The organism is Sorangium sp. So ce834 (assembly GCF_051521425.1).
GTDB classification, from domain to species: domain Bacteria; phylum Myxococcota_A; class Polyangia; order Polyangiales; family Polyangiaceae; genus Sorangium; species Sorangium cellulosum_D.
On the sequence record NZ_CP150351.1, the window covers coordinates 533,494 to 555,977 of the forward strand.

Consider the following 22,484-nt stretch of genomic DNA (forward strand, 5'->3'; position numbering starts at 1 on the left):
TCTCATTTCTCACGAGCGGCATACATCATGCAATTCACCGCGTGCGTGGCGCGCTGGGCCCGGTGCGCGGTGCCCGCTCGACAACGTCTGCGAGCGCATCGCGCGCGCACGGACGCGCTGCGCCCGCGCGCCTTCTCCGACTCCGCTGTCGGAGCGAGGTCATGCGATGGACATCGATGGATGTGCCCATCGTCAGCGAGGGGCATGTCCCTCGCCGGGATCTTCATGAATTCGAACGAACAGCGGCTCATCGAGATTCATCTGCAGCACGAGCCCCGAGCGCCCGATTCCGCCGCCTGAGGCCGAGGTCCTCGCGGATGGCACCGCGGCCCCGCGCGTCGCTGCGCCCCGCCTCCTGCCGGATCTGCGCCTGTCACCGGACCGCTCGACGAAAGGACACCCTGATGCTCTCAAGGAAGATAGACAGATCCGTCGTTGCTCTCGCGTTCGCCGCGGGCCTCTCCGCGTGCGGAGGCGCCGCGCAGACCTCCACGAACCCTGGCGCCTCGTCGGCGGGAAACGGCGCCAGCGGCCCGCCGGTCCTGGCCTCGCAGCCGTCCTCGTCGGCGGACCAGCGCCAGTCGACGACGGTGCAGGCCGCGCCGGCGCCGCAGCCGCCCATCCTCGTCACGGGCTTCACGGACGTCACCTCCAGGTTCACCGCCAACCGTCCGAAGCTCCAGTCCTTCGCGTTCGCCCGGTTCACGAACGATACCCAGTACTGGATCTTCATCGCCGGACGGAACAACGGATTCCACGGGTTCAAGCAACCCGACGAGGACTTCCCCGCGGCGAACGCGAACACGAAGATCTGGGTGATCAAGGATGTCTATGGCAGCCCCACGGTGTACTCGATGGATGTCGCTCAGCTTCCATCGAAATTCGACCCGATCAAGCCGCAATGGATGTCGTCGAATCCGCTCTTCTACCAGGACTACTCGAGCGGCCTCCTGTACATCGCGGGCGGTTATGGACCGGACATCGACGGGACATACAAGACGTTCCCCATCCTCTCTGCCGTGAAGATCGACGATCTCGTCTACGCGGTGACGGGCAATGTTCCCAGCAGGCTCAACAACTCGATCGCCTACGCGAGCTCACCGCTCGTGCAGGCGACCGGCGCCGAGATGCTCAAGCTCGCGGACGGCAATTTCTACGTCGTCATGGGTCACAACTTCCAGGGCAAGTACAGCGATTTCATCACCAATAACCAGCAGAACAACGCCAAAGCCTCGCAGACGTACCTGAAGGCGATCAACCAGTTCCGCGCTACCCCGAACTTCACCACCGGCACCATCGCCCTGACGCCGGGGAAGGTGTTCAGCAACGCGGATCAGTTCGGGCGGCGCGACCTCAACGTGGCCTACACCGTGATGCAGGACGGACAGGCGGGGATCGGGGCCTACGGCGGCGTCTTCACCCCGAACCCGCAGCAGCTCAACTATTACTTCCCCATCTACCTGGGCCAGGGCCAGGGCACGCAGACGCCGATCATCGACACCAGCTACGAGCAGAAGATGAGCGCCTATTCGTGCGCCAAGGTGGTGTTCTACAGCAAGGCCAAGCAGGCGACCTACACCACCTTCTTCGGCGGCATAAGCCGGTGGCGCTTCGACTACACGATCAACGAGTTCGTGGAGAACGCGCGCATCGGCGACCCGAGCGTGCCCAACTTCAGCGACGGAATGCCCTGGATCAACACCATCACCACGCTCGCGCACACGTGGACCAGCCCGACGACCGGAACGACGTCCGAGGTCGCCCAGCCCACGACCACGCTGCCGGGTTACCTGGGCAGCGAGGCCTTGTTCATCCCGCGCACCGCGGGGAGCCCGAGCCTCAACGTTTACCAGATGGACATCATCGATCTCGACGCTCTCCCGAAGGGCACGCCGTTCTCCCTCGGATACCTCTACGGGGGCACCGTGGCGATGCCGTCCAAATTCTATCAGGGTGTGCAGGTCGACTCAGGGCAGACGCCGACCGCGATCAACGACAAGATCTACGAGGTATTCATACAGATACCCAGAGCTTCGAACTAGTGCGTAAGCAAGAAGAGAAGATGGAGAGGTCGTTCTCATGAACTACGAATACGTGCAGGTCAACGCCTTCGTGCCGAACAGCACGAGCGGATGGACCTCCTTCGCCGACGTCGCGTCTTACGAGCGAACGAGCTCGGGGACCGGCTTTCTGCTCCGCGACAGCAACGGTCGGGTGCTCCAGCTCGCCTTCCTGTCGCCGACGGCGCTCCGGGTCCGCTTCAACGCGGGGGCGGAGGGCTATGACGACGACAGCCCGTCGTACGCCGTCGTCAACCGGAGCCTCGGCCCGGTGACGCCGCGGGTCGCCGCCGATACGAGCGCGCTGTTGACGATCGACACGGGCGCCATGCAGGTGAAGGTGCAGAAGCAACCCTTCTCGCTCGCGATCTACCGCGACGGGCAGCTCATCCACGCCGACGCGACGGTGAGCGGCGCGAACAAGGGCCTGCTGTACGTGGACGACCAGCCGGCCGTCGCGTCGATCAAGGTCGCCCCGGAGAACGCCGTCTACGTGGGGCTGGGCGAGAAGGCGGGCTCGCAGCTCAAGAAGAACGGCTTCTCGATGACGTTCTTCAACTACGATAACTTCAAGTACGGGGGCACCTCGGTCATCCCCGCGCCGCCCGCCGAGGGCTGCGGCGGCCCCCTGAACCCCAGCGAGCCGCTCTATAACTCGATCCCGCTGCTCATCGAGGTGAACCCGAGCCCGACGGGCGCGTACGCGGGGCGGCCGTACAGCTACGGCATCTTCCTCGACAACCCTGCGCAGACCTACGTCAACATCGGCGCGGACGTGGAGACGGAGTACCCGTCCTTCAGCATGCAGGGGATGTATTACTTCGGGGCGCTCTACGGAGACCTGGACTATTATTTCCTCCTCGGCGACGGCGTCCCGTCCGTGGTCGACCAGTACACCCAGCTCACGGGGCGGCCGACCATGGTGCCGAGGTACGTGTTCGGATACCACCAGGGCGCCTACGGCTACTACAGCCGCGAGGTGCTGGAGCAGGTGGCGCAGTCGTTCCGGGACGCGAGCTTCCCGATCGACGGCCTGCACATCGACGTCGACTTCCAGAACAACTACCGCACGTTCACGAGCAGCGACAAGAAGTTCCCGAACGTCTCCGAGATGTTCTCCCAGCTCGCCGCGAAGGGCTTCAAGTGCAGCACGAACATCACGGCGCTCGTGACGTGCAACCCCTACGATGAGGACGGGAAGACCTACGATGAGGGCGGCCTCTGCTACGCGACCCGCGACGAGGGCTTAAAGAACGACTACTTCATCTTCAATACGCGCGTGAACCAGGGGTCGAGCCCCCAGCAGTTCATCTCCCAGGAGAACTACGGGGTGAACTACGGCCTGAACCCGTTCACGTACCCGCCCTTGAAGGAGAACACCGATGGATACACGCCGCTCATCTCCTGCGGCTTCTACCCGAACCTGGGCGACCCGGCCGTGCAGGCCTGGTGGGGCCAGCAGTACGAGGGCCTCCTCTCCGCTGGCCTCGAGATGATCTGGCAGGACATGACCTGCCCTGCCATCGAGTACGATCGCACGCCGCAGTATGGCGAGTACGTGCCCTACGAGCAGCTCCTCGACTTCAACTCGAGCGACCACGACGACTGCGACGAGGTCAAGACGCTGCCGCTGGATCTCATGATGGTGGGCCCCGACGGCAAGACCTATCAGCCGCACGCGCTCCTCCACAACGGGTACGCGCTGTCCCTGTGCAAGGCCACGTTCAACGGCATCAACGCGCTCCGGCCGGGGCGGCGCAACTTCATCATCGCGCGCGGCGGATACGCGGGCGTCCAGCGATACGCGGCGCTGTGGACCGGCGACTCGGCGTCGAGCTGGGACTTCTTGAAGGTCAACATCCCGGAGGTGCTCAACCTCGGCATGTCGGGCGTGCCCATCTCGGGCTGCGACATCGGCGGCTTCGCCACGGGCTCGGGCTCGACGCAGCAGGGCTACGTGACGGATCCGGCGCTGTTCGTGCGCTGGATGAACGTCGGCGCATTCCTGCCCTGGTACCGCAACCACTATGACCACTACGAGAAGTGGTACCAGGAGCCCTACAATTACGGGGAGCCGTACCTGTCGTATTGCCGCAAGTACGTCGAGCTGCGCTACCGCCTGAACCAGGTCTTCTATGACGCGATGTACCGGGCGACGCAGACGGGCATGCCCATCTGCCGCGCCATGTTCCTGAACTTCCCGGACGACGTCGAGGTCTACGACCACCTCGACGACCAGTTCTTCCTGGGAGACTTCCTCCTGATCGCGCCGATCGTGGACGAGGGTGACACGCGAAACATCTACCTGCCGCGGGGCGCGGACTGGTATCCTTTCCCCGAGGAGGGGGCGCTCGACGCCAAGGTGGCCGGAGGGACGAACATCGGCGTCACGTCCGGGACCACGCCGTACCATGCCCCCCTCGGCGTCGTGCCCATCTACGTCCAGGCCGGGGCCATCCTGCCCATGCGTGAGCTCGAGCAGTGGGTGGGCCAGCTCCCGCAGAACATCTTGACGATCACGGTCTTTCCGGGGCCGAGCTCGTCGTACGCGCTCTACCAGGACGACGGGATCAGCACGGGCTCGTCCTACCGCCTCTCGGCGATCACGCAGGAGACGACCGCGACGAGCCGCAGCGTCCGCGTGACGCGGAAGGTCGACCGATACACGCCGCCCGAGCCGTACTACTACGTCGCGCTGCTCGGCGTGACGGCGGCGCCGTCGAGGGTGACGGCCGGCAAGGCCACGATCCCCTGCGTGGCGGATGCCTCGAGCCTGTCGGCGTCCGCCTCGAACGCCTATACGTACGATGCGACCACGGAGACGGTCACGGTGAAGATCTTCGACACCTCCGCGGACATCACCGTGAGCGCCGCGCTGGCCTGACCGGCACGGCGGCGAGCAACGGGATTCACGGGCCGGGCGGGAGGCCAGCGCGCAGCTGGCGCTCGGCAGCACCACACCACGTCATTGAAGGAGAACATCATGTCCGTACCGTCTGCAAGCTTTCAGATCAACGGCAGCCGCGGGTCGTATACCTTTCAAATCCTTTCATGCAACCCACAGCAACCCGTCAGCTTCATGCTTCCGAATCAGACCTATGATCCGAGCCGGCTGCAGGACAGCGGGGATATCGGCGTCAGGGGGAGCATCCGCATCATCAACGTCACCACCTTCCCTCGAATCGCCGTACCGACCACCTGGAACCAGAACCCCATCAAGCTGATCATCTCCACTGTCACCACAGGTGAAGGTGATTATACCGGAAACTCAGCCGTGCTCTACGGGTACTACCTCGGCTACGGCGGGGATGGGCTCGGGTTTTATTTGAACCAGGAGCAAAGCACCACGGCTGGTCAATATGGTCGCTCGGGGATCGACTGCGGGATCAACAACTCGACGCAGAAGATTTTCCTGCCCTGAGCCTGCTTACGACGCGCAGCCGGCGCTTCGATAGCGACCTCGCGGCGCTCAGCCTGCGCCACCGCCGCGAGGTTCAGAGAGAGGCGGGCTACAGGCAGCGCAGGACGTTGTCCCGCACGAGCTGCCAGATGGTCTCGGGGATGTCCCCGAGCCACCGCGCGTCCCGCTCGACCGGCGCCTCGGCGTCGTCGAGCGGGTCGTCGGGGCTGTAGACGAGCCGCCACAGCCGCTCGCTCACCGAGCCGTTCCGTTCGATCACGAAGCGCTGCACCAGCTTCTTCGCGAGCTCCTCGCCCTCGACGTCGAGGAGCAGCGCCGGCGCCGCCACCTTCACCTCGCGCAGCGGCTTGAGCCGGAGATACGCCCCCTTCACGAGCTCCGCCTCGTCCGGCGGCTCGAACCCCGCCTCCCGGAAGTCGACCGGCGCCTTTGTGTTGCCGACGAGGTAATACTCTCCCTGGGTCTCGGCGAGGATCGCGCCGCCCAGCCTCCCTACGCGTGCCATCTAGACCTCCTCCGCGGTGACGCTCTCGTCCGAGAGCACGAGCGTGCGCCCCGGCGTCTGGCCCGGGAGCGCTTCCCCTTCCCATGTGTACTTGTTCGTATATCCGCGCGGCGTGACCATGTACCCCTCGAAGACGAAGGTGTTGGTCGACCCGACGAGCACCGTGGTCAGCATCCCGATCTCGTAGTCGAGGAAGTGATCGACATCGGTGAGCACCGCGCTCTCCAGCTTGCGATACGCGCTCTTCACCAGCGCCACCGGCGTCGTGCCCGCGCGGTGCTGGCGGATGATCTCCTGGGCCCGCACGATCTGGCGCGTGCGCCGCCCGCTCGCCGGATTGTAAAGGCCGATGACGAAGTCGGCGGCGGCCGCCGCCTCGAGCCGCCGCTCGATGACCGGCCACGGGGTCAGAAGATCCGACAGCGAGATGGCGCAGAAGTCGTGCCCGAGCGGCGCGCCGACGAGCGACCCGCACGCGTTGAGCGCCGTCATCCCGGGCACGAGCCGGAGCTCCGGCGACTCGCCCCGCTTCCAGCCGATCTCCTCCAGCACCTGGAAGACGAGCCCGGCCATACCGTACACCCCCGCGTCGCCCGACGAGATGATCGCCACGCGCGCGCCGTCCCGCGCCCGCTCCACCGCGGCGCGCGCCCGGCCGATCTCCTCGGTCATGCCGGTCTTGATCACCTCCTTGCCCTGGATGAGGTGCTTCACCAGCCGGATGTACGTCGTGTACCCCACGATGAGATCCGACGCGGCGATCGCCTCGAGGGCGGCGCGGGTCGCGTGCTCCTCGGCGCCGGGGCCGATCCCGACGATCGACAGGACTCCTTTGCTGTCACCCATGGCTCTCCTCGACGTTGCGCTTCGCGAACGGGACGCGCGCCACGGCGAGCGTCATCGACCGGCCCACGCCCGGCTCGGTGTACGCCCGCTTCGGCACGAGCAGCTTCGTAGCCCCCGCCGCGCGCAGGGCGGCCGGCTCGGCGACGCCCCGGGCGCCGACGTGCTTCTTCACCGTCTCCGACGGGTTCTCGATGCCCTCGGTCGCGTCGAGCTCCTCGGGCGTGAACGTCACGAGCGGCCACCCCCGCCGCGCCGACAGCGCGAGCAGCGCCTCCTCGTCGGCCTTCTTGTCGATCGTCGCCAGCGCCTTCACCGACCTCGCCGACAGCCCGTGCTCCTCGAGCAGCCGGTCCACGCCGCGCTCCACCATGTCGAGCGGCGCGCCGCGGTCGCAGCCGACGCCGAGCACCAGGCTCTTCGGCCGGTAGACGACGGCGCGCTCGACGATCTCGGGGTGCGAGCGCCCGAGATCGCGATCGCTCGCGACGAGCAGGATCTCCCACGCGCCCGGATCCACGCCGTCGAGCGAGGTCGCGTACCGCACGCCCGGCGGGAGCGGCGTCCCCTCGGGCCAGAACGAGGGCTCGCCCGTCTCCTGGACGAACAGCACGGGCGCGGCGTTCACGACCGCGGCGCAGCCGCGCGTCACGTTGCGATCGGGGTCGTCGAGCGTCCACCCGAGCTCGCGGCCGAGGATGTCGACCGTCAGCGTCCCGATCGCGTCGGACGCCGTGGTCACCACCGGCTGCGCGCCGAGCAGCGCGGCCACCTTCTCGGTGAACGCGTTGCCCCGGCCGACGTGGCCGGACAGCACGCAGATCGAGAACCGGGCCGCGTCGTCGACGCACACGACCGCCGGATCCACCTTCTTGTTCTTGAGCAGCGGCGCGATCATCCGCACGACGGCGCCGACGCTGATCACGAACACGTGGCAGTCGTAGGCCGTGAACGCCTCGGTCAAGAGCGGCCCCATCGGGAGCGGCAGCGGCTTCGCGCCCTCCGGCGCCCGGTCGAAGAGCTTCTGCGACACGTAGAGATCCGCGCCCGGCAGGCCAGGGACGAGCCGGCGCGCGATGTCGATCCCGTGGCGCGTGATGGCGTAGACGGCGTAGGGCTTGCGCTCGGGCGTCACGGGGCCTCCGGCTCTTCGTTCAGGCTGTCTCCGAAGCTGCCCGGCAGCGACGCCTCGGCCTCGCCGACGAGCAGCCCGCTGCGCTCCCCGCGCGTGACCACCACCATGGCGAAGCAGTCGCCCCGCTCGCCCTGCGCGGCCCTGAGGTCCCGCACGATCCGCTGCTCGGGCATCGTCGCCTTGGAGACGAACACCGCCCGGTCGAGGAGGCCCGCCCGCGTGAGCGCCTCGGTCACCTTGGGCATCTCCGAGCCGATCTTCATCAGGACCACGGTGTCGAAGCGCCGGAGCACGTCGGTCAGGTCGTCGACGCCGTACGTGGCGGGGAGGATGGCGATCCGCTCCTGCCCGTCGGCGAGCGCGAGCCCGCTCACGGCCGGGACCGCCGTGACCGAGGTGACGCCGGGGACGACCTCGACCTCGAGCCCGGGGAAGCGGCGGAGCGCCTCGCGGCGCACGTAGACGAACGTGCTGAAGAGCGACGGATCGCCCTCGGTGGCGAACGCGACGGACAGGCCCCGCGAGAGCCGGTCGCCGATCTTGTCGACGGCCGCGTCGACGTAGGGGCGGACGCGATCCGGGTCCTTGCTCATGGGGAAGGTGAGGAGCAGCCGCTCCTTGTCCCGCTGCTTGCCGACGACGGGCTCGAGGATCCGGTACGCCATCGACGCGCCGAAGTCCGAGCTGCGGGGGAGCGCGAGCACGTCCGCGCCCTCCAGCACGCGCACGGCGCGCAGCGTGAGCAGGTCCGGCGCGCCGGGGCCGACGCCGACGCCGTAGAGCTTGCCGAGGCCGCTCATGACGCCTCCGCGGCGCCCGCCGCGGGCTTCGTCGCGGCGAAGACGTGGATCGGGTTCAGCGCCTCGTACCGCATGTACCGCGCCAGCGGGACGCCGCGCGAGACCGAGAGCAGCGTGACCTCGGGGTCGAGCCCCCGCGCCCGGAGCGCGCGGTACGTCTCGGCCACGTTCTCCATCGTGATCGCGTTGATCACGAGCCGGCCGCCCGGCCGCAGCCGATCGAGCGCCGCCGCGATGATCTCCTCCATGCTCCCCTTGCTCCCGCCGACGAACACCGCGTCCGGATCCTCGAGCCCCGCGAGCGCCTCGGGCGCGCGGCCTGCCACCACGCGCACGTTGTCGACCCCGTGCGTGCGGACGTTGTCCCGGCAGATCTCGACGCCCTCCGGGTCGACCTCGATCGCGTAGACGCGCCCGAGGGGGCAGAGCATCGCCGCCTCGATCGAGACCGACCCCGAGCCGGCGCCGACGTCCCAGACGACCGCGTCGGGGCGGATCGCCATCGACGCGATCGAGAGCAGGCGCACCTCGCGCTTCGTGATGAGGCCGTTCTTCGGCATCCGCTTCGCGAACGCGTCCTCGTGCAGGTACGGGACGGAGGGCGGCGGCCGCCACGCCGGATCGCTCCGGAGGAGCAGGAGCACGTTCAGCGGCCCGATGTCCTCGCAGGCGGCGAGCGCGGCGAGGTCGAACGCGCGCACGCGCTCGCCCGCGCCGGCGAGGCTCTCGCAGACCCACGCCTTCCAGCCGGCGTCGCCGTGCTCGAGGAGCCGCGCCGCGAGGCGGGCCGGGCCGTTCTCGCCGTCGGTCAGCACCGCGACCTTCGAGAGCCGGCGGAGGCGCGTCGCGAACCCCTCGGGCGAGCGCCCGTGGACCGAGACGAACGCGGCGTCGTCCCAGGCGATGCCCGTGCGCGCGAACGCCCACTGGACCGAGCTCAGGCTCGGGATGATCTCGACGTGCTCGCCGCCGAGCTTCCGGACGACGAGCGCGCCGACGCCGAAGAACAGCGGGTCGCCCGAGGCGAGGATGCACACGTTCTGCTCGGCCGAGAGCGCCTCCACGCGCTCGAGCGCCGCGGACAGCCCGCCCTTCAGGGCGATCTTCTCGCCGCGGAACTGCGGGAAGAACTCGAGGTGCCGCTCGCCCCCCACGAGCACCTCGGCCCGGGCGACCGCGGACGCGGCGCGGCTCGACAGGCTGGCGCACCCGTCGTCGCCGATGCCGACGACGGTCACGGCGCGGCGGGCGCTCACCGCGCCCCCTGCGCCGGCTCGGCCGGAGCGGGCGCCGCCTCGGCCGAGAGGAGCAGCAGCGCGTGGACGATCGCCACGGCGATGGGGCTGCCGCCCTTGCGGCCGCGCGCGACGATGGAGGGGAGCCCGGACTCGAGCAGCGCCTCCTTGGACTCCGCCGCCGACACGAACCCGACCGGCACGCCGATCACGAGCGCCGGCCGCGCCCCCTCTTCCCGCGCGAGGCGCACGACCTCGAGCAGCGCGGTCGGCGCGTTGCCGATCGCAACGATCGCCCCGTCGAGGAGCCCGAGCCGGTGCGCCTTGCGCATCGACTCGATGGCGCGCGTCGAGCCGGCCGCCGACGCGGCCTGGATGACGTCGTCGTCCGAGATGAAGCAGTGGATCTTGCAGCCGTACGACGCGAGCCGCTGCTCGTTCAGGCCGACGCCGATCATCTTCACGTCGACGAGCACCGGCGCGCCGCCCCGGAGCGCCTCGATCCCCCGCGCGATCGCCTCGGGGTGGAGCCGCATGAGCGACGAGAACTCGAAGTCCGCGGTCGCGTGGATCACGCGGCGGACGACCTGCCACTCCGCGTCCGGGAAGCCGTGCGCGCCCGCCTCCTCGTCGATGATCGCGAAGCTCTTGTCCTCGATGCGCCGCCCGAGCGCGGTCATCTGCCGCATGTCGTTCACCGCGCGCGCCTCCTCACCGCTCATGGCTCCTCCGCTCTGTCTCTGCCGGCGCCGCCGGCCGGGTACCGGCCGAGCAGCGCCCCGTTGAAATCGACCAGGCAGGCGTGCACCTCGAGGCCGCCGCCCGCGTGGCGCGAGGTGTGCTCGACGACGCGCCGGCAGATCCCCCCGGCCACGCCGGTGAGCCCCTCGCGCTGGCACAGCTCGAGCACGTGCCGCGCGGTGTTGGCCTGCCGGATCTCGGCCGCGATCTCCGGGCGCGCGCCGAGCTCCTCGGCGATCTGCGCGAGCAGCTCCATGCTCACCTCCGAGCCGGCGGCGTGCGTCATCATCTTGCCGTCGGCCATCTTCGAGAGCTTGCCGATCATGCCGACGATGACCGCGCGGGCGATCCGCCGCCGCGCCGCGTGGCGGACGCCGGTGCCGATGAAGTCGCCCACCTGGATGAACGCGTCCTCCGGGAGCTCCGGGTAGAGCTTCATCGCGTACGCCTCGGACTTGCCGCCGGTCGTGAGCGCGAGCGTCGCGATGCCGCGCTCGGCGGCGACGTCGATCGCCTGCACCACGCTCGCGCGGAAGGCGGCGGTCGAGTACGGCTTCACGATCCCGCTCGTCCCGAGGATGGAGATGCCGCCGATGAGGCCGAGGCGCGCGTTGATGGTCTGCTTCGCCATCTCCTCGCCCTGGGGGACGCTGATCGTGACCGTGGCGCCGGCGAAGCCCGAGCCATCGAGCTCCTCGAGCACCATCTCGGTGATGTTCCGGCGCGGCACGGGGTTCACGGCCGGCGCGCCGACCGGCAGGCCGAGCCCGGGCTTGGTGACCACGGCGACCCCGTCGCCCCCGCGGATCTCGACGCCCGGCTCGCGGCGGAGCTCGACCTCGGCGACGAGCTCGGCGCCGTGGGTGCAGTCCGGATCGTCGCCGGCGTCCTTGATGACGCTGCACGTGGCGCGCGGCCCGTCGCGGTCGCAGCGCTTCAGCGGGAAGGTCACCCGCTGCCCGTTCGGCAGGGTCGTCTCGATGGCGTCGACGGCCGCGCCGCGCGCGAGCACGCGCGCCGCCGCCTTGGCCGCGGCGGCCGCGCACGCGCCCGTCGTGAACCCCTCGCGCTGCCCTTTCGGGTCTCTCGGCCGGACCTCTGCCATCCAGGATCCTGAACGATTACGCGGACTTCTTCAGCGGGTTGTTGAAGAAGCTCTCGAGGAGCACGCTGCCCTCCGGCGCGCCGAGCGCGCCAAGCCGGTCGCGGAGCGGGTAAATGACGGCGCCGTCGCCCACGCAGAGCGCGGCGTCGTAGGGGCCGGTCGCGAGCTCTTGCACGCGGTCGCCGACGAGCGCGCACGCGCGCGCCGGCCGCTCGGGGTGGCCCACCGGGAGGAAGCCGCCGAGGACCGTCAGGCGGGCGCGCTCGGGGAGGCGCTCCCGGACGAACCGCTCGGATACGAAATAGTCGTCGGACTCGACCAGCCAGAGCAGATCGAGCTGCGCCGCGCCGGCCGCGGCCGCGCCCCGCGCGACGCCGAGCGCGGCGGTGATGCCGGTGTCGGTGGCGACGACGAGCGCGCGGCCGGAGAAGCCGTCCGGGAGCCGCAGCTTGCCCCAGGGGCCGCTCCACTCGAGCTCCGCGCCCACCGCGATGTCGTTGAGCACGTTCGACCCCGGGCCGGCGCCGATGCGCTTGACCGCGATCTCGACGCTGCGCTGCTCGGCGTCGCTGGAGAGCAGCGAGTAGGCCCGCTTCGCGAGCTTGCCGCCGGGCAGGGTGACCCCGGTGTTGATGATCACGTACTGCCCGCCGGCGAAGCCGAGCGCGGCGCCGTCGGCGCGCTCGACGCGGAGCAGCCGCGCCCCGTGGCCGAGCGGTTCGGCGTGGACGATCCTGATCTTCGCGCTGCCCTGAGCCATCGGTCCGCTCCTGCTCCTGCTCCTGCTCCTGCTCCTGCTCCGCTTACTCCGCCGGGTAGATCTCGTGCACGAAGTCGTGCATCTCCTCGAGCTCGCGGTAGAGCCGGCCGAGCCCGTCGACCTGGGCGCGGAGGTCGAGCTCGACCTGCTTCGTGAGGATGAGGAGCGAGCGCAGGTAGGCGAGCTTGTCGTCGCCCGCGGGCGTCTTCGCGACCTTCTCCTGGAGCTCCGCGAGCGACCCCTCGAACAGCCGCGAGAGGCTCTTGAGATCCCCGGCGCGCAGCATCGCCGAGATCGGGCCGGGCGCCTCGGCCGCGGGGCCGAGCTCGGCGAGCTCGTGCGCGCGCTCGGCGGGATCGTCGATACCCAAGATGTTCATGAGCCCCAGGCGAAGCGCGGCGATTTCGTGACAGGCCATGTCGGCTCCCTTCGTTCGGCCCCTCCTACCAGCTAGGGAACAGGGCGGGAAGGAGCAGGCGACCAGCGCGAACGAGGGGCGCGGGCGGCGCGCTCCTCGGGCTCAGCGCGCGTCGGCGCGCTCGAGGAGCACGCCCGCGCCGGCGATGGCGAGGGCGGCGAGCGGGATCGCAGCCGCCAGCGCGACCGGCCCGAGCCAGGCCGAGGTGGCGTCGTTCCAGAGCAGCGACGCGAACACGATCGCGTCGCGGAGGCCCTCGCGCGCCTCGAACGCGTCGGGCCGGTACATGAACGCCGCCGTGGGCAAGAGCGGCGCGATCCACACGACCGACGCGACCAGGAGCGCGTGGAAGCTGTCGCGCATCCGGACGAGCAGCGGCAGGAGGGCCGAGAGCAGCGCGAGCGCGAGCGCGACGAGGGCGAGGCCGGCGCCGAGCGCGCCCGCCGCGCTGACCATGTCGTTCGCCCTGACGTAGGGCGCGACGGCGAGCGCGGTACAGGCGGCGACCGCCACGCCCGCGCCGGCCCCGGCGAGCAGCGAGGGCGCCGTGCGCGCGGCGAGCAGGACGCGGGCGCGGATCGGCTTGGCGAGGAGGATCTCGAGGCGATGCTCCTCTCGCGCGGTGACCGTCGCGTCGACGAGGCCCGCCAGGGCGACGAAGTAGGCGATGAAATAGGTGGCGAGGAGATCGTTGAGCAGGAGCACGGCGGCCATCCCCTCGATCCGGAAGGCCTGCTCCATGAAACGGATGACCTGGGCCGGCACGCGCACGAGCAGCGCGTGGGTGCCGAGCACCACGAGCACGCCGGCGATCGCCGCGACGATCGAGGTGCGGCGCGGGGCGCGGCGCGCCTCGATCGCGAAGTAGCCGCGGAGCGAGCCCGCGGCGGGGGCGGTCGCCCGGGTCATGCTTCCATCCTCCGGACGCCCGCGGCGCCGACGGCGATGGCGAGGGCGGTGAGCGCGGCGAGCGCGAGCATCGGGGGGCAGAGCACGGCGGGGCCGAGGCGGTCGAGGCTCCCGAGGCCGAGGGCGCCGAGGGTGATCGGGTTCGCGAGGGTGATGGCCCGCCAGGCGGGCTGATAGAAGCCGATGAGCGAGAGGCCCACGAGGCCCCCGAGCGCGCCGAACCCGATCAGCGCCGAGGCGCCGCGGTGCTTCACCCACGCGGCGATCGCGGCGGAGAGCGCGGTCGCGAAGAGGGCCGCGAAGGCGTGGAGCGACATCGCGCCGAGGAAGGGGCCGGGGCGGAAGCCGGGGACGCGCGCCGTGAAGTAGACGGCGCCGGCGAGCTGGGTCGCGGCGTGCAGGGTCACCATCACCGCGCACGCGCTCAGCGCGCGGAGCGCGAAGTAGCGAGGGATCGAGAGCGGCTTGCTGGCGAGGAGCGGCAGCACGCCGGTGTCGCGCTCGCGGAGCACGACGCCGCTCGCGAGCACCACGGGGACGAAGGCGATCACCTTGTTCATCGTCAGGTCGATCCACACGTACATGAAGGTCTGGAACGGCCCGGCGTCGCCGAACCAGGCGGCCATCGCGGCGCGCACGTGCTCGGGCGGCCGCGCGAGCACGACGGGGATCGCGACCAGGGCGTAGGCGAGCATCGCGGCGCAGAGCCAGGTCTTCCGCTCGCGGAGCGTCGCCAGGTAGTCGAGCCACAGGAGGCGGATCACGCGGCCTCCCTGCGCACGAGCGCGAGGTAGAGATCGTCCATGGTGCGCGCGCCGTGCGCGTCCTTGAGGCGCTCGACCTCGCCGCAGGCGACGAGGCGCGAGCGGTGCATCACCGCGACGCGCCGGCAGAGGGCCTCGACGTCGGAGAGGATGTGCGACGAGAACACGACGGTGACGCCGCGCTCGCGCGCGAGCTCGCGGAGCAGCTCGAGGAGCTCGTGGCGGCCGAGGGGATCGAGGCCCGAGGTCGGCTCGTCGAGCAGGAGCACCGCGGGCTCGTTGATCAGCGCCTGGGCGATCCCGACCTTCTGGGCCATGCCGGTGGAGAAGCCGCGCAGGGGGCGGTCGGCCTCGCGCTCGAGCCCGAAGCGGCGCAAGAGGGCGTCGGCGCGCGCGGCCGCGACCCCGCGGGGCAGCGCGAACATCGCGGCGACATAGTGGAGGAACCCGCGCGCCGTCATGTCGGGGGGCAGCGCGTACGACGCGGGCAGGTAACCCGCGCTCCGTCGGACCTCGAGCGTCTCGCGGACGACATCGCGCCCGAGCACGCGCGCGGACCCCGCGGTCGGCAGGGTCAGGCCGAGGAGCATGCGCAGCGTGGTCGTCTTGCCGGCGCCGTTGTGCCCCATGAAGCCGAAGATCTCGCCCGCCGCGACGGTGAAGCTCACGCCGTCCACGGCCGTGACCTTCCCGAAGCGCTTGCCGAGCGCGTTCACCTCGATCGCCTGGTTCATCGCTTGCTCCTCGCGCGCGACGCGGTCGCGCGCTGCTTGGTGGCCGTCGCCTCCGTGGAGGTCGTCTTCGTGGAGGTCGTCTTCGTGGAGGCCGCCGCCGGGCGCGCGGCCAGGCCGGCGCGGAAGACGTCGGCGATCGCGTCGAGCGCGCGCTCGCCGGCGAAGGTGCCGAACGACGTGACCAGCCCGAGGTGCTGGGGCGCGAAGCGCAGCACGCCGAGCACGAAGGGGATCGCGTCGCGATCGACGTCGGGCCGGATCTCGCCGCGCGCGATGCCCTCGTCGACCCAGCCGGCGATCTGGGCGACCTGCGCCTTCGCGGCGGCGGCGCTCGCGGCGTCGTCCTGCAGGCGGAGCGCGCGGAGGTCGGGGTCCTCGCGGAGGAGCTTGCCGAAGAGCGGCTCCGCGGCCTGCTGGCGGTAGGCGAAGCGGAGGGTCGCGACGAGGCGCTCGAGCGGGGACTCGAGGCCCATCACCTCGGCGGCGAAGCGGGCGCGGATCGCGGCGAAGGCCTGCTCGACCACCTCGCGCAGGAGGGCCTCCTTGTCGGCGAACTCCAGGTAGAGGGCGCCCTTCGCGCAGCCGGCCTCGGCGGCGACGGCGTCGAGGTTCACGCCCTTGAAGCCGCGCTCGGCGAAGAGGCGCCTGGCGGCCTCGAGGATCCTGGTGCGCCGGGCAGGGTCGCGGGGCTTTTCGGGGCGGCGGACGGGCACGGAACTGATATGACTCATTTGGACAAACGAGTCAAATCGGGCGACGCCCGGCGCGGGACGCGGGCAGGGGCCACGGAAGGGCTATCTCCGCGCTTCAGAGATCCACGCTCGAGCGCGGCTCCGGGCGCCGTGCCTCACTGCATGATGTCGTCGACGATCCGCGCCACCAGCCGGTCGCCGAGCAGGTGCTCCTCCACGAGGTCCTTCGCGTCCTCCTCGCGGACGCCGCGGTACCACACGCCGTCCGGGTAGACGGCGACCGTCGGCCCCTCGCCGCAGCGCCCCATGCACGACGTCCTCGTCACGCGGATCTGCTGCTGCTGGCCGGCCTGCTTCACGCGGCGGCGCAGCGACTCGAGCAGCGCCAGGCTGCCGCGGTCCACGCAGTCGGCGTTGCCGCAGACGAGCACGTGCTTGCGCAGCGGGCGGTGGGCGTGCGGGTGGTTCGACGCCTGCGTGTGCGTGAGCGTGTGGCGCACGCTGTAGAGCATCGCCTTGAGCCCGCCGACCTCCCGGGCGAGCCCCGGCATGGCCGTGCGGTACATGCACGTGTCGCAGGGGAGGGGAGACTCGCCGGCGAGCGCCTGGCGCGCGCGCTCGTCGATCAGCCCCGAGAGTGCGCTCGACCGGCCGAGGTGGGGCGCGAGCGACGCGCGGATCCACGGGTACGTCGACGCGAAGCGGTCGACCTGCTCGGCGAGCTTCGTCATGAGCCGGCCGGCGAAGAGGAAATAGGGGAGCACGACGACGCGCTCGGGCCGCTGGCGCGCGACGCGCTCCAGCGTCTCCTCGACCGAGGGCCGCGTGACGCCGATGAAGGTCGGCTCGACCAGGAGCAGCCCCCGGCCCTCGCCGATGAGGCGCGTCATCTTGCAGAAATCGCCGTTCGCGTCCGGGTCGCTGGACCCGCGCCCCACCACGACGAGCGCCGTCCGGGCGCGCGCCGCCGGGTCGTCCGGCAGCGCGGACGCGGCGCGCTCGAACGCGACCTCCGCGAGCGCCGGGTGCACGCCGAGGTGCCGCGCCGCCGAGAAGCGCACGCCCGGGTGCGCGGCCCGCGCCTGCTCGAGCGCCAGGGGGATGTCGTTCTTCACGTGCCCGGCCGCGAACAGGAACAGCGGCACGACCGCCACCCGGGACACCCGCGCCGCGAGCGCCGCGAGCGCGTCGGCGAGGTACGGCGTCGCGAGCTCGATGTAGCCGTGCTGCACCACGAGCCCGGGCCGCGACGCGCCGTAATCGGCCACGAGCGCCTCGAACTCGGCGTTCGACGCGGCGTCGCGGCTGCCGTGGCCGATCAGCAGGAGCCCTTCGTCATGCATGCGAGCGCCTCCTCCAGGGTGAGCGGGAGCCCTGCGCGGCCGCGCGGGTGGACTGGCTCGGCCGGGCTCATCCGGGCCCAGAGCTCCGCGACCCACGGCCGCCGGAGCCGCGCCCGCGCGAGCAGCTCGCCGGCCGCGAACACCTCCCGCGGCGGCCCGTCCGCGAGGACCTGCCCGTCGCCGAGCAGCACCGCGCGCGTCGCGAAGAGCGGCACGAGGTCGACCGCGTGCGTCGCGGCGACCAGCGTGGTGCCCTGTTGCTCGGAGAGCGCGCGCAGCGTCCGGCACAGGGAGAGCTCGCCCTCCGGGTCGAGCCCCGCGGTCGGCTCGTCGAGCAGGAGCACGCGCGGCTGCATCGCGAGCATCCCGGCGATGCACGCGCGCTTGCGCTCGCCGAAGCTCAGCGCCTCGATCGCGCGGCCGGCGAGGTGCGCGATCTGCACGGCCGCGAGCGCCGCCTCGGCGCGGCGCCGCGCCTCGGGCGCGGGCAGGCCCAGGTTCCGCGGGCCGAACAGGACGTCGTCGAGGAGCGTCGCGCCGAGCAGCTGGTCGTCCGGGTCCTGGAGCACGAGCGCGGCGCCCGCGGCCACGGCGTCCGAGGGCGAGCCCACGCGGCGGCCCGCGATCTCGACGCTGCCGCCGGGCGCGGGGAGGAGCCCGACGAGCGTCCGGAGCAGCGCGGTCTTGCCGGCGCCGTTGCCGCCGAGCACCGCCACGGACTCGCCCTCGGCGACGTCGAGGCGCACGTCGCGCAGCGCGGGCTCGGCGCCGCGGTAGCCGACCCTGGGGGCGCGGAGGGCGATCGCGCTCATCCCGCCGCTCCGGCGGCGACGCTGAGGCCGAGGGCCGCGAGGGCGAGGGCGGCGAACGCGAGGTTCGCGGCGGGCGCGCTCGGCCGGCGGTCGGCGACGGGGAGCTCCCCCCGGTAGCCGCGGAGCTGCATGGCGACGGCGGCGTGCTCGGAGCGCTCCAGGGTGCGGAGCGCCACGACGCCCGCGACGGCGCCGGCCGAGCGCGCGGCGGCGCCCGGGCGCGCGAACCCGCCGCGGAGCGCGGCGGCGCTCCACGCGCTGTCGGCGGCGCGCTGGAGCACGCCGGCGAAGCGCCGCGCGAGCGCGAGCAGCTCGACCAGGGCCGCGGGCGCGCCGAGCCCGGCGAGGGCCGCCTCGATCTCGGCGGGCGCGGCGGCGCTCGAGAGCCACCGGAGCACCGCGGCGGCCGCGAGGACGCGCGCGGCGATGGCCGCGGCGCGGCGGGCCCCGTCGCGCGCGATCGCGTCGAGCGGGAACGGCGCGCCCGCGAGGAGCGGCGCGCCCGGGGTGAGCGCGAGCGCGAGGGCCGCGGCGAGCCCTCCGAGCCACGCGGCGGGCGCGAAGGCGCGGAGGATGGCGCCCGCGCTCATGCCCTGGAGGGCGAGGGCCGCGCACGCGACGGCGAGCAGCGCGGCCGGCGTCCAGGGCGAGCGCGCGCCCGCGGCGACGCAGCACGCGGCCACGGCGGCCCCGAGGCGGAGCCGGGGATCCACGTCGCGGAGCCGCGCGGGGGGATCAATCCGCACGGAGCCCGTCGCCGCCGGGCTTGCCGGCGGGCTGGCCGGCGCGCTCCACGAAGAGCACGCGCGAGAAGTAGCCGAGGGCGAAGCCGGAGAGGAGCCCTGCCCAGAGGAACGCGAAGAGCAGGAGGTCGCCCTCGAGGCCCGCGAACAGCGGCCCCGTGTCGTGGCGGCCGGCGTCCTCGGCCACGCGACGGACGACGGCCTCGTCGATCCCGTCCCACGAGGCGTTGCCGCACGCGGCGAGGCAGAGCGCGGCGGCGGCCGGGAGCGCGGCGGCGAGCCGCAGCGCCGCGGCGCGCGCGCCCCCCGCGAGCGCCGGCAGCGCGCGGTGCGCGGCCCGCCGCGTCACGACGCCCCCGCGGGGAGCGGGACGACCTGGAGCCGCTCGAGGATGTCGGGCCGCCGGGCGCGCAGGAAGACGAGCGCTCCCGCGGTCATGGCGCCCTCGAGCAGGCCGAGCGGCAGCTGGGTGGGGACGAAGGCGAGGGCGACGCCGGTGAACATGGATCCCACCGACCCGTCGCCCGCGAGCCCGAGCGCGAGCTCGAGCGCCGTGGTCGCGTACGTGGCCCAGTCGGACGTCACGCCGGCCAGGAACCCCGCGACCCAGAGGCTCGCGCCGCAGCGCCGCGCGAGCCGGAAGACGAGATATCCGGTGAACGCGCCCGCGATGCCCATCGACGCGACGTCGGCGCCGAGCGTGGTGAGCCCGCCGTGGGCGAGGAAGAGGGCCTGGATGAGGAGCGCCACCACGGTGACGAGGACGGTCATCCAGGGGCCGATGAGCACCGCGGCGAGCCCGGTGCCGCACGGGTGGGAGCAGGTCCCTGCGGTCGGCACCGGCACGGGCATGCACGAGATCGCGAAGACGGCGGCGGCGATGAGGCCGACGAACGGCTTGTAGAAGGCGTCGTTCCGGGTGCGGCGCCGGAGCAGGTGGAGGGCGACGGCGACGAAGGGCAGGGCGAGCGCGTTCCAGACCGCGCACCAGCCGAGCGGCAGGACGCCCTCCGCGAGGTGCATCGCGGCCGCGGGCCGGGGCGCGAGCAGCGTCGCGAAGAGCACGGCGGCGATGGATATAGCGCGGCCGTGAAGACCGATTTCGGCGCTCCGGGTGAAGTCCGCACCCGAACGCCACGAAGACGTGCGCAAGCTGCACCTCGTGGGGAGCTCGGGTAGGTCTCCCGGCTCATGGGTTCAGGGAGCCTTTCGGGCTCCCAGCGCCGCGTCCACCTTCCCAGGCCTCTTCAGAGGCCCAGTGGTCTTTGGAGGCGGCTCCCCACTCACGGTGGCGGTACCGCGCCGGTTTCGCACCGGCTTCCCTGTTATGCCCAGAGGGCACCCGAGGTGTGGATTGTCAGATGGATGCTCGGTAGTCCCGTTTCGCGCCCGGCGTCAAGGACGTCGCGCCGCGGCCGCGGGGCAGGCGCTCGCCTCGCGGGGCTGCCCCGAGGCGCGCGGGCGCGTTCGCGGCGGCCGTCTCGCGGCGCGCGCGGGTGCGCTCGCGGCGGCCGTCTCGCGGCGCGCGCGGGTGCGCTCGCGGCGGCCGTCTCGCGGCGCGCGCGGGTGCGCTCGCGGCGGCCGTCTCGCGGCGCGCGCGGGTGCGCTCGCGGCGGCCGTCTCGCGGCGCGCGCGGGTGCGCTCGCGGCGGCCGTCTCGCGGCGCGCGCGGGTGCGCTCGCGGCGGCTGTCTCCGCGGTCCGCGCGGGCGCACCTCACGCCGGACCGAGCTCCGTGACGAACCGCGCGCGCGGGCTGCCGCCGCGTGCCGTCCAGCCCGCCGCGGTCCGCGGAGCGCTCCCGGCGTCCGGAGGTCCGGCGCGGCGGGGGCCCGCGCTGTCCCGCGCCCGCCCTCGCGCCATTGCGAGCGGCCGGTCCGCCGCTGCCGTGGTGTCCTGCGCGCGTGGCGCCGCCCTGTCGCGCCGACAGGCAGCGCGATGCGCGTTCGCGTCCTCCGCGCGCAACGTGGAGTCCGCGAAATTGACCGAGACGCACGCGGACAAGCTTCCTCGAAAAAGCTGCAAGCGATGTGTTTCTGTAGTTAAAGTCTCTTTACTTGCTCGTCCTGGGATCGCCGCTCGCCCCCGGGGCCCGCTCGGAGCGTGCGCCGCCCCGCGCGTGCGGCGCACGTTCCGGTGATTTTCTCGCCGCAGTGTGCTTTGTTCGTCCTGGCTCTTTACTTGTGAGCAAGTGTTCCGTGTCTGGCTCGCTTCGTCGCGGAGCCTGACGTGACGGGGCGGGCTCTCGTGCTCTCTTTTCGAGCGTGCGGCGAGCGACTCCGCCGGACGCTGCTCCCGCGCGGGTATGCCCGGCTCGAACGCGCATTCGCGGGAATCGGCGGTGTGCGCGCTGCGCCGTCTCCTGGCTGTCATCGTGCTGGGAGCAATCCGCTCATCCGCGTGCATCGGTTGCACTTTGTTATCGACAACCTGCTTCCGGGTGCCACACTCCGAGCACCGCATGCGCACCGGCGCGGTTTCCCCCCCCGGCCCGGAGCGCGTGCGGGCTATCTCGAGCACCGCAGCGGACGTTCTCCGCGCCGCTGCGGTTTCCCTACCGCGGTCATGTCTGGCCCCCCTCCAGCATGACACGCGGTCTTTTTTTGGGTCTTCTGGCGCGCTGTTCGGAAACTCACTTTCCTGTGAACGTGGCCTGCGATTTCGCCAGGAACGCTTTCATTCCGAGCTGTTGGTCCTCGCTGCCGAAGAGCGCGGCGAAGGCCTGGGCTTCCAGCTCGTTGGCGGCGGTGAGGTCGAGGCTCTCGCCGCGCAGGATGACGCGCTTGGCGGCGGCGACGGCGAGCGGCCCGCGCGAGGCGATCTTGAGGGCGGTCTCGCGGGCGCGGGCGAGGAGCTCGGCCGCCGGGAAGACGGCGTTGACGAGGCCGATCGAGAGCGCCTGCTCGGCGGTGATCATGTCGCCTGAGTAGATGAGCTCGCGTGCGCGGCCGGGGCCGACCCGCCGCAGCAGCCGCTGGGTGCCGCCGAACCCGGGGATCACGCCCAGGTTCACCTCGGGCTGGCCGAGCTTGGCGCCTTCCGCGGCGTAGATGAAGTCGCAGGCGAGGGCGAGCTCGCAGCCCCCGCCCAGCGCGAAGCCGTTGACCGCGGCGATCACGGGGAACGGCGCGGTCTCGATGAGGTCGGCGAGGCGGTGGCCTGCCTCGGCGAACCGCTTCGCGGCGATGCTGTTCATGGCGGCCATCTCCGCGATATCGGCGCCGGCGACGAACGCCTTGCCGGCGCCGGTGAGCACGGCCGCGCGCACCTCGTTGCCCTCGGCGGGCGCGAGGAGGTCGTGGAAGGCCGCGGTGAGCTCGCCGAGGACGGCGGGGTTCAGGGCGTTGAGCTTGTCGGGCCGCTGGATGGTCACGGTGGCGACGTGGCCCGCGCGCTCGACGGCGACAAACTGGAGGGCACCGCGAGCAGGGACCCCCGGCTGCTGTTCTTGAGCGGTCATGACCGG

Annotated in this window: 20 protein-coding genes, 1 pseudogene and 1 riboswitch; of the genes and pseudogenes, 3 read left to right on the forward strand and 18 right to left on the reverse strand. The window is 71.8% G+C overall.

Annotation, left to right across the window (positions count from 1 at the left end):
* The first annotated feature begins 404 nt into the window (after positions 1-404).
* The 3 genes from WMF20_RS01990 to WMF20_RS02000 all read left to right on the forward strand — a co-directional run bounded on the left by WMF20_RS01990 (position 405) and on the right by WMF20_RS02000 (position 5,481).
* Positions 405-2,042 carry a hypothetical protein gene (locus WMF20_RS01990; RefSeq protein ID WP_437610213.1) on the forward strand — a complete coding sequence of 546 codons (1,638 nt, stop codon included), beginning with the start codon at positions 405-407 and terminating at the stop codon, positions 2,040-2,042.
* Positions 2,043-2,079: 37 nt separating this feature from the next.
* Positions 2,080-4,944, forward strand: coding sequence for a TIM-barrel domain-containing protein (locus WMF20_RS01995; protein WP_437610215.1), 2,865 nt, complete (start codon positions 2,080-2,082; stop codon positions 4,942-4,944).
* 99 nt (positions 4,945-5,043) lie between these two features.
* Entirely contained in the window at positions 5,044-5,481 is a 438-nt protein-coding gene (locus tag WMF20_RS02000; protein ID WP_437610217.1) for a hypothetical protein, read from the forward strand.
* Positions 5,482-5,569: 88 nt separating this feature from the next.
* On the opposite strand, the pseudogene cobJ reads toward WMF20_RS02000, so the two are convergent.
* The 18 genes and pseudogenes from cobJ to WMF20_RS02090 all read right to left on the reverse strand — a co-directional run bounded on the left by cobJ (position 5,570) and on the right by WMF20_RS02090 (position 22,478).
* Positions 5,570-6,832: pseudogene (gene cobJ, locus WMF20_RS02005) on the reverse strand (precorrin-3B C(17)-methyltransferase).
* On the reverse strand, positions 6,825-7,964 hold the full coding sequence (locus tag WMF20_RS02010; protein WP_129572771.1) for a cobalt-precorrin 5A hydrolase: 1,140 nt from the start codon (positions 7,962-7,964) through the stop codon (positions 6,825-6,827). Before WMF20_RS02010 ends, cobJ begins: the two are co-directional and overlap by 8 nt.
* A complete protein-coding gene (cobI, locus tag WMF20_RS02015) occupies positions 7,961-8,764 on the reverse strand; it encodes a precorrin-2 C(20)-methyltransferase (protein ID WP_129572772.1) in 804 nt (267 codons plus the stop codon). Before cobI ends, WMF20_RS02010 begins: the two co-directional genes overlap by 4 nt.
* Positions 8,761-10,020 (reverse strand): precorrin-6y C5,15-methyltransferase (decarboxylating) subunit CbiE, encoded by a 1,260-nt coding sequence (gene cbiE / locus WMF20_RS02020; protein WP_437610219.1) that lies wholly within the window; start codon positions 10,018-10,020, stop codon positions 8,761-8,763. The genes cobI and cbiE overlap by 4 nt, the downstream gene beginning before the upstream one ends.
* The gene (locus WMF20_RS02025; protein WP_437610221.1) at positions 10,017-10,721 is read right to left on the reverse strand and encodes a precorrin-8X methylmutase; all 705 of its coding nucleotides are present in this window, start codon (positions 10,719-10,721) and stop codon (positions 10,017-10,019) included. The genes cbiE and WMF20_RS02025 overlap by 4 nt, the downstream gene beginning before the upstream one ends.
* Positions 10,718-11,845: a cobalt-precorrin-5B (C(1))-methyltransferase gene (locus WMF20_RS02030; RefSeq protein ID WP_437610223.1), complete on the reverse strand. Its 1,128-nt coding sequence runs from the start codon at positions 11,843-11,845 to the stop codon at positions 10,718-10,720. The genes WMF20_RS02025 and WMF20_RS02030 overlap by 4 nt, the downstream gene beginning before the upstream one ends.
* 16 nt (positions 11,846-11,861) lie before the next feature.
* Positions 11,862-12,605, reverse strand: a complete 744-nt coding sequence (locus tag WMF20_RS02035) for an FAD-dependent oxidoreductase (RefSeq protein WP_437610225.1) — start codon at positions 12,603-12,605, stop codon at positions 11,862-11,864.
* Positions 12,606-12,648: 43 nt separating this feature from the next.
* The gene (locus tag WMF20_RS02040) at positions 12,649-13,023 is read right to left on the reverse strand and encodes a DUF3209 family protein (RefSeq protein ID WP_437610227.1); all 375 of its coding nucleotides are present in this window, start codon (positions 13,021-13,023) and stop codon (positions 12,649-12,651) included.
* A gap of 102 nt (positions 13,024-13,125) precedes the next feature.
* The gene (locus WMF20_RS02045; RefSeq protein WP_437610229.1) at positions 13,126-13,932 is read right to left on the reverse strand and encodes a hypothetical protein; all 807 of its coding nucleotides are present in this window, start codon (positions 13,930-13,932) and stop codon (positions 13,126-13,128) included.
* Positions 13,929-14,696, reverse strand: a complete 768-nt coding sequence (locus tag WMF20_RS02050) for a hypothetical protein (RefSeq protein WP_129572778.1) — start codon at positions 14,694-14,696, stop codon at positions 13,929-13,931. The genes WMF20_RS02045 and WMF20_RS02050 overlap by 4 nt, the downstream gene beginning before the upstream one ends.
* Entirely contained in the window at positions 14,693-15,430 is a 738-nt protein-coding gene (locus tag WMF20_RS02055) for an ABC transporter ATP-binding protein (protein WP_437610231.1), read from the reverse strand. The genes WMF20_RS02050 and WMF20_RS02055 overlap by 4 nt, the downstream gene beginning before the upstream one ends.
* Positions 15,427-16,143 (reverse strand): TetR family transcriptional regulator, encoded by a 717-nt coding sequence (locus WMF20_RS02060; RefSeq protein WP_437610233.1) that lies wholly within the window; start codon positions 16,141-16,143, stop codon positions 15,427-15,429. The genes WMF20_RS02055 and WMF20_RS02060 overlap by 4 nt, the downstream gene beginning before the upstream one ends.
* A 134-nt stretch (positions 16,144-16,277) precedes the next feature.
* Positions 16,278-17,465 (reverse strand): CbiX/SirB N-terminal domain-containing protein, encoded by a 1,188-nt coding sequence (locus tag WMF20_RS02065; RefSeq protein ID WP_437610235.1) that lies wholly within the window; start codon positions 17,463-17,465, stop codon positions 16,278-16,280.
* Positions 17,441-18,277 carry an energy-coupling factor ABC transporter ATP-binding protein gene (locus WMF20_RS02070; protein ID WP_437610237.1) on the reverse strand — a complete coding sequence of 279 codons (837 nt, stop codon included), beginning with the start codon at positions 18,275-18,277 and terminating at the stop codon, positions 17,441-17,443. The genes WMF20_RS02065 and WMF20_RS02070 overlap by 25 nt, the downstream gene beginning before the upstream one ends.
* The gene (locus WMF20_RS02075) at positions 18,274-19,023 is read right to left on the reverse strand and encodes a CbiQ family ECF transporter T component (RefSeq protein ID WP_437610239.1); all 750 of its coding nucleotides are present in this window, start codon (positions 19,021-19,023) and stop codon (positions 18,274-18,276) included. The genes WMF20_RS02070 and WMF20_RS02075 overlap by 4 nt, the downstream gene beginning before the upstream one ends.
* Positions 19,013-19,369 carry a hypothetical protein gene (locus tag WMF20_RS02080; RefSeq protein ID WP_237244940.1) on the reverse strand — a complete coding sequence of 119 codons (357 nt, stop codon included), beginning with the start codon at positions 19,367-19,369 and terminating at the stop codon, positions 19,013-19,015. Before WMF20_RS02080 ends, WMF20_RS02075 begins: the two co-directional genes overlap by 11 nt.
* Positions 19,366-20,043: an energy-coupling factor ABC transporter permease gene (locus tag WMF20_RS02085; protein WP_437617261.1), complete on the reverse strand. Its 678-nt coding sequence runs from the start codon at positions 20,041-20,043 to the stop codon at positions 19,366-19,368. The genes WMF20_RS02080 and WMF20_RS02085 overlap by 4 nt, the downstream gene beginning before the upstream one ends.
* 134 nt (positions 20,044-20,177) lie before the next feature.
* Positions 20,178-20,381, reverse strand: a riboswitch (cobalamin riboswitch).
* Between the two features lie 1,269 nt (positions 20,382-21,650).
* On the reverse strand, positions 21,651-22,478 hold the full coding sequence (locus WMF20_RS02090) for an enoyl-CoA hydratase/isomerase family protein (protein ID WP_437610241.1): 828 nt from the start codon (positions 22,476-22,478) through the stop codon (positions 21,651-21,653).
* Positions 22,479-22,484: the final 6 nt, after the last annotated feature.

Coding starts and splice junctions, on each gene's coding strand:
- WMF20_RS01990 (WP_437610213.1), top strand. CDS start 405: ATGCTCTCAAGGAAGATAGACAGATCCGTCGTTGCTCTCGCGTTCGCC.
- WMF20_RS01995 (WP_437610215.1), top strand. CDS start 2,080: ATGAACTACGAATACGTGCAGGTCAACGCCTTCGTGCCGAACAGCACG.
- WMF20_RS02000 (WP_437610217.1), top strand. CDS start 5,044: ATGTCCGTACCGTCTGCAAGCTTTCAGATCAACGGCAGCCGCGGGTCG.
- cobI (WP_129572772.1), bottom strand. CDS start 8,764: ATGAGCGGCCTCGGCAAGCTCTACGGCGTCGGCGTCGGCCCCGGCGCG.
- WMF20_RS02025 (WP_437610221.1), bottom strand. CDS start 10,721: ATGAGCGGTGAGGAGGCGCGCGCGGTGAACGACATGCGGCAGATGACC.
- WMF20_RS02030 (WP_437610223.1), bottom strand. CDS start 11,845: ATGGCAGAGGTCCGGCCGAGAGACCCGAAAGGGCAGCGCGAGGGGTTC.
- WMF20_RS02035 (WP_437610225.1), bottom strand. CDS start 12,605: ATGGCTCAGGGCAGCGCGAAGATCAGGATCGTCCACGCCGAACCGCTC.
- WMF20_RS02040 (WP_437610227.1), bottom strand. CDS start 13,023: ATGGCCTGTCACGAAATCGCCGCGCTTCGCCTGGGGCTCATGAACATC.
- WMF20_RS02045 (WP_437610229.1), bottom strand. CDS start 13,932: ATGACCCGGGCGACCGCCCCCGCCGCGGGCTCGCTCCGCGGCTACTTC.
- WMF20_RS02055 (WP_437610231.1), bottom strand. CDS start 15,430: ATGAACCAGGCGATCGAGGTGAACGCGCTCGGCAAGCGCTTCGGGAAG.
- WMF20_RS02065 (WP_437610235.1), bottom strand. CDS start 17,465: ATGCATGACGAAGGGCTCCTGCTGATCGGCCACGGCAGCCGCGACGCC.
- WMF20_RS02070 (WP_437610237.1), bottom strand. CDS start 18,277: ATGAGCGCGATCGCCCTCCGCGCCCCCAGGGTCGGCTACCGCGGCGCC.
- WMF20_RS02085 (WP_437617261.1), bottom strand. CDS start 20,043: ATGCACCTCGCGGAGGGCGTCCTGCCGCTCGGCTGGTGCGCGGTCTGG.
- WMF20_RS02090 (WP_437610241.1), bottom strand. CDS start 22,478: ATGACCGCTCAAGAACAGCAGCCGGGGGTCCCTGCTCGCGGTGCCCTC.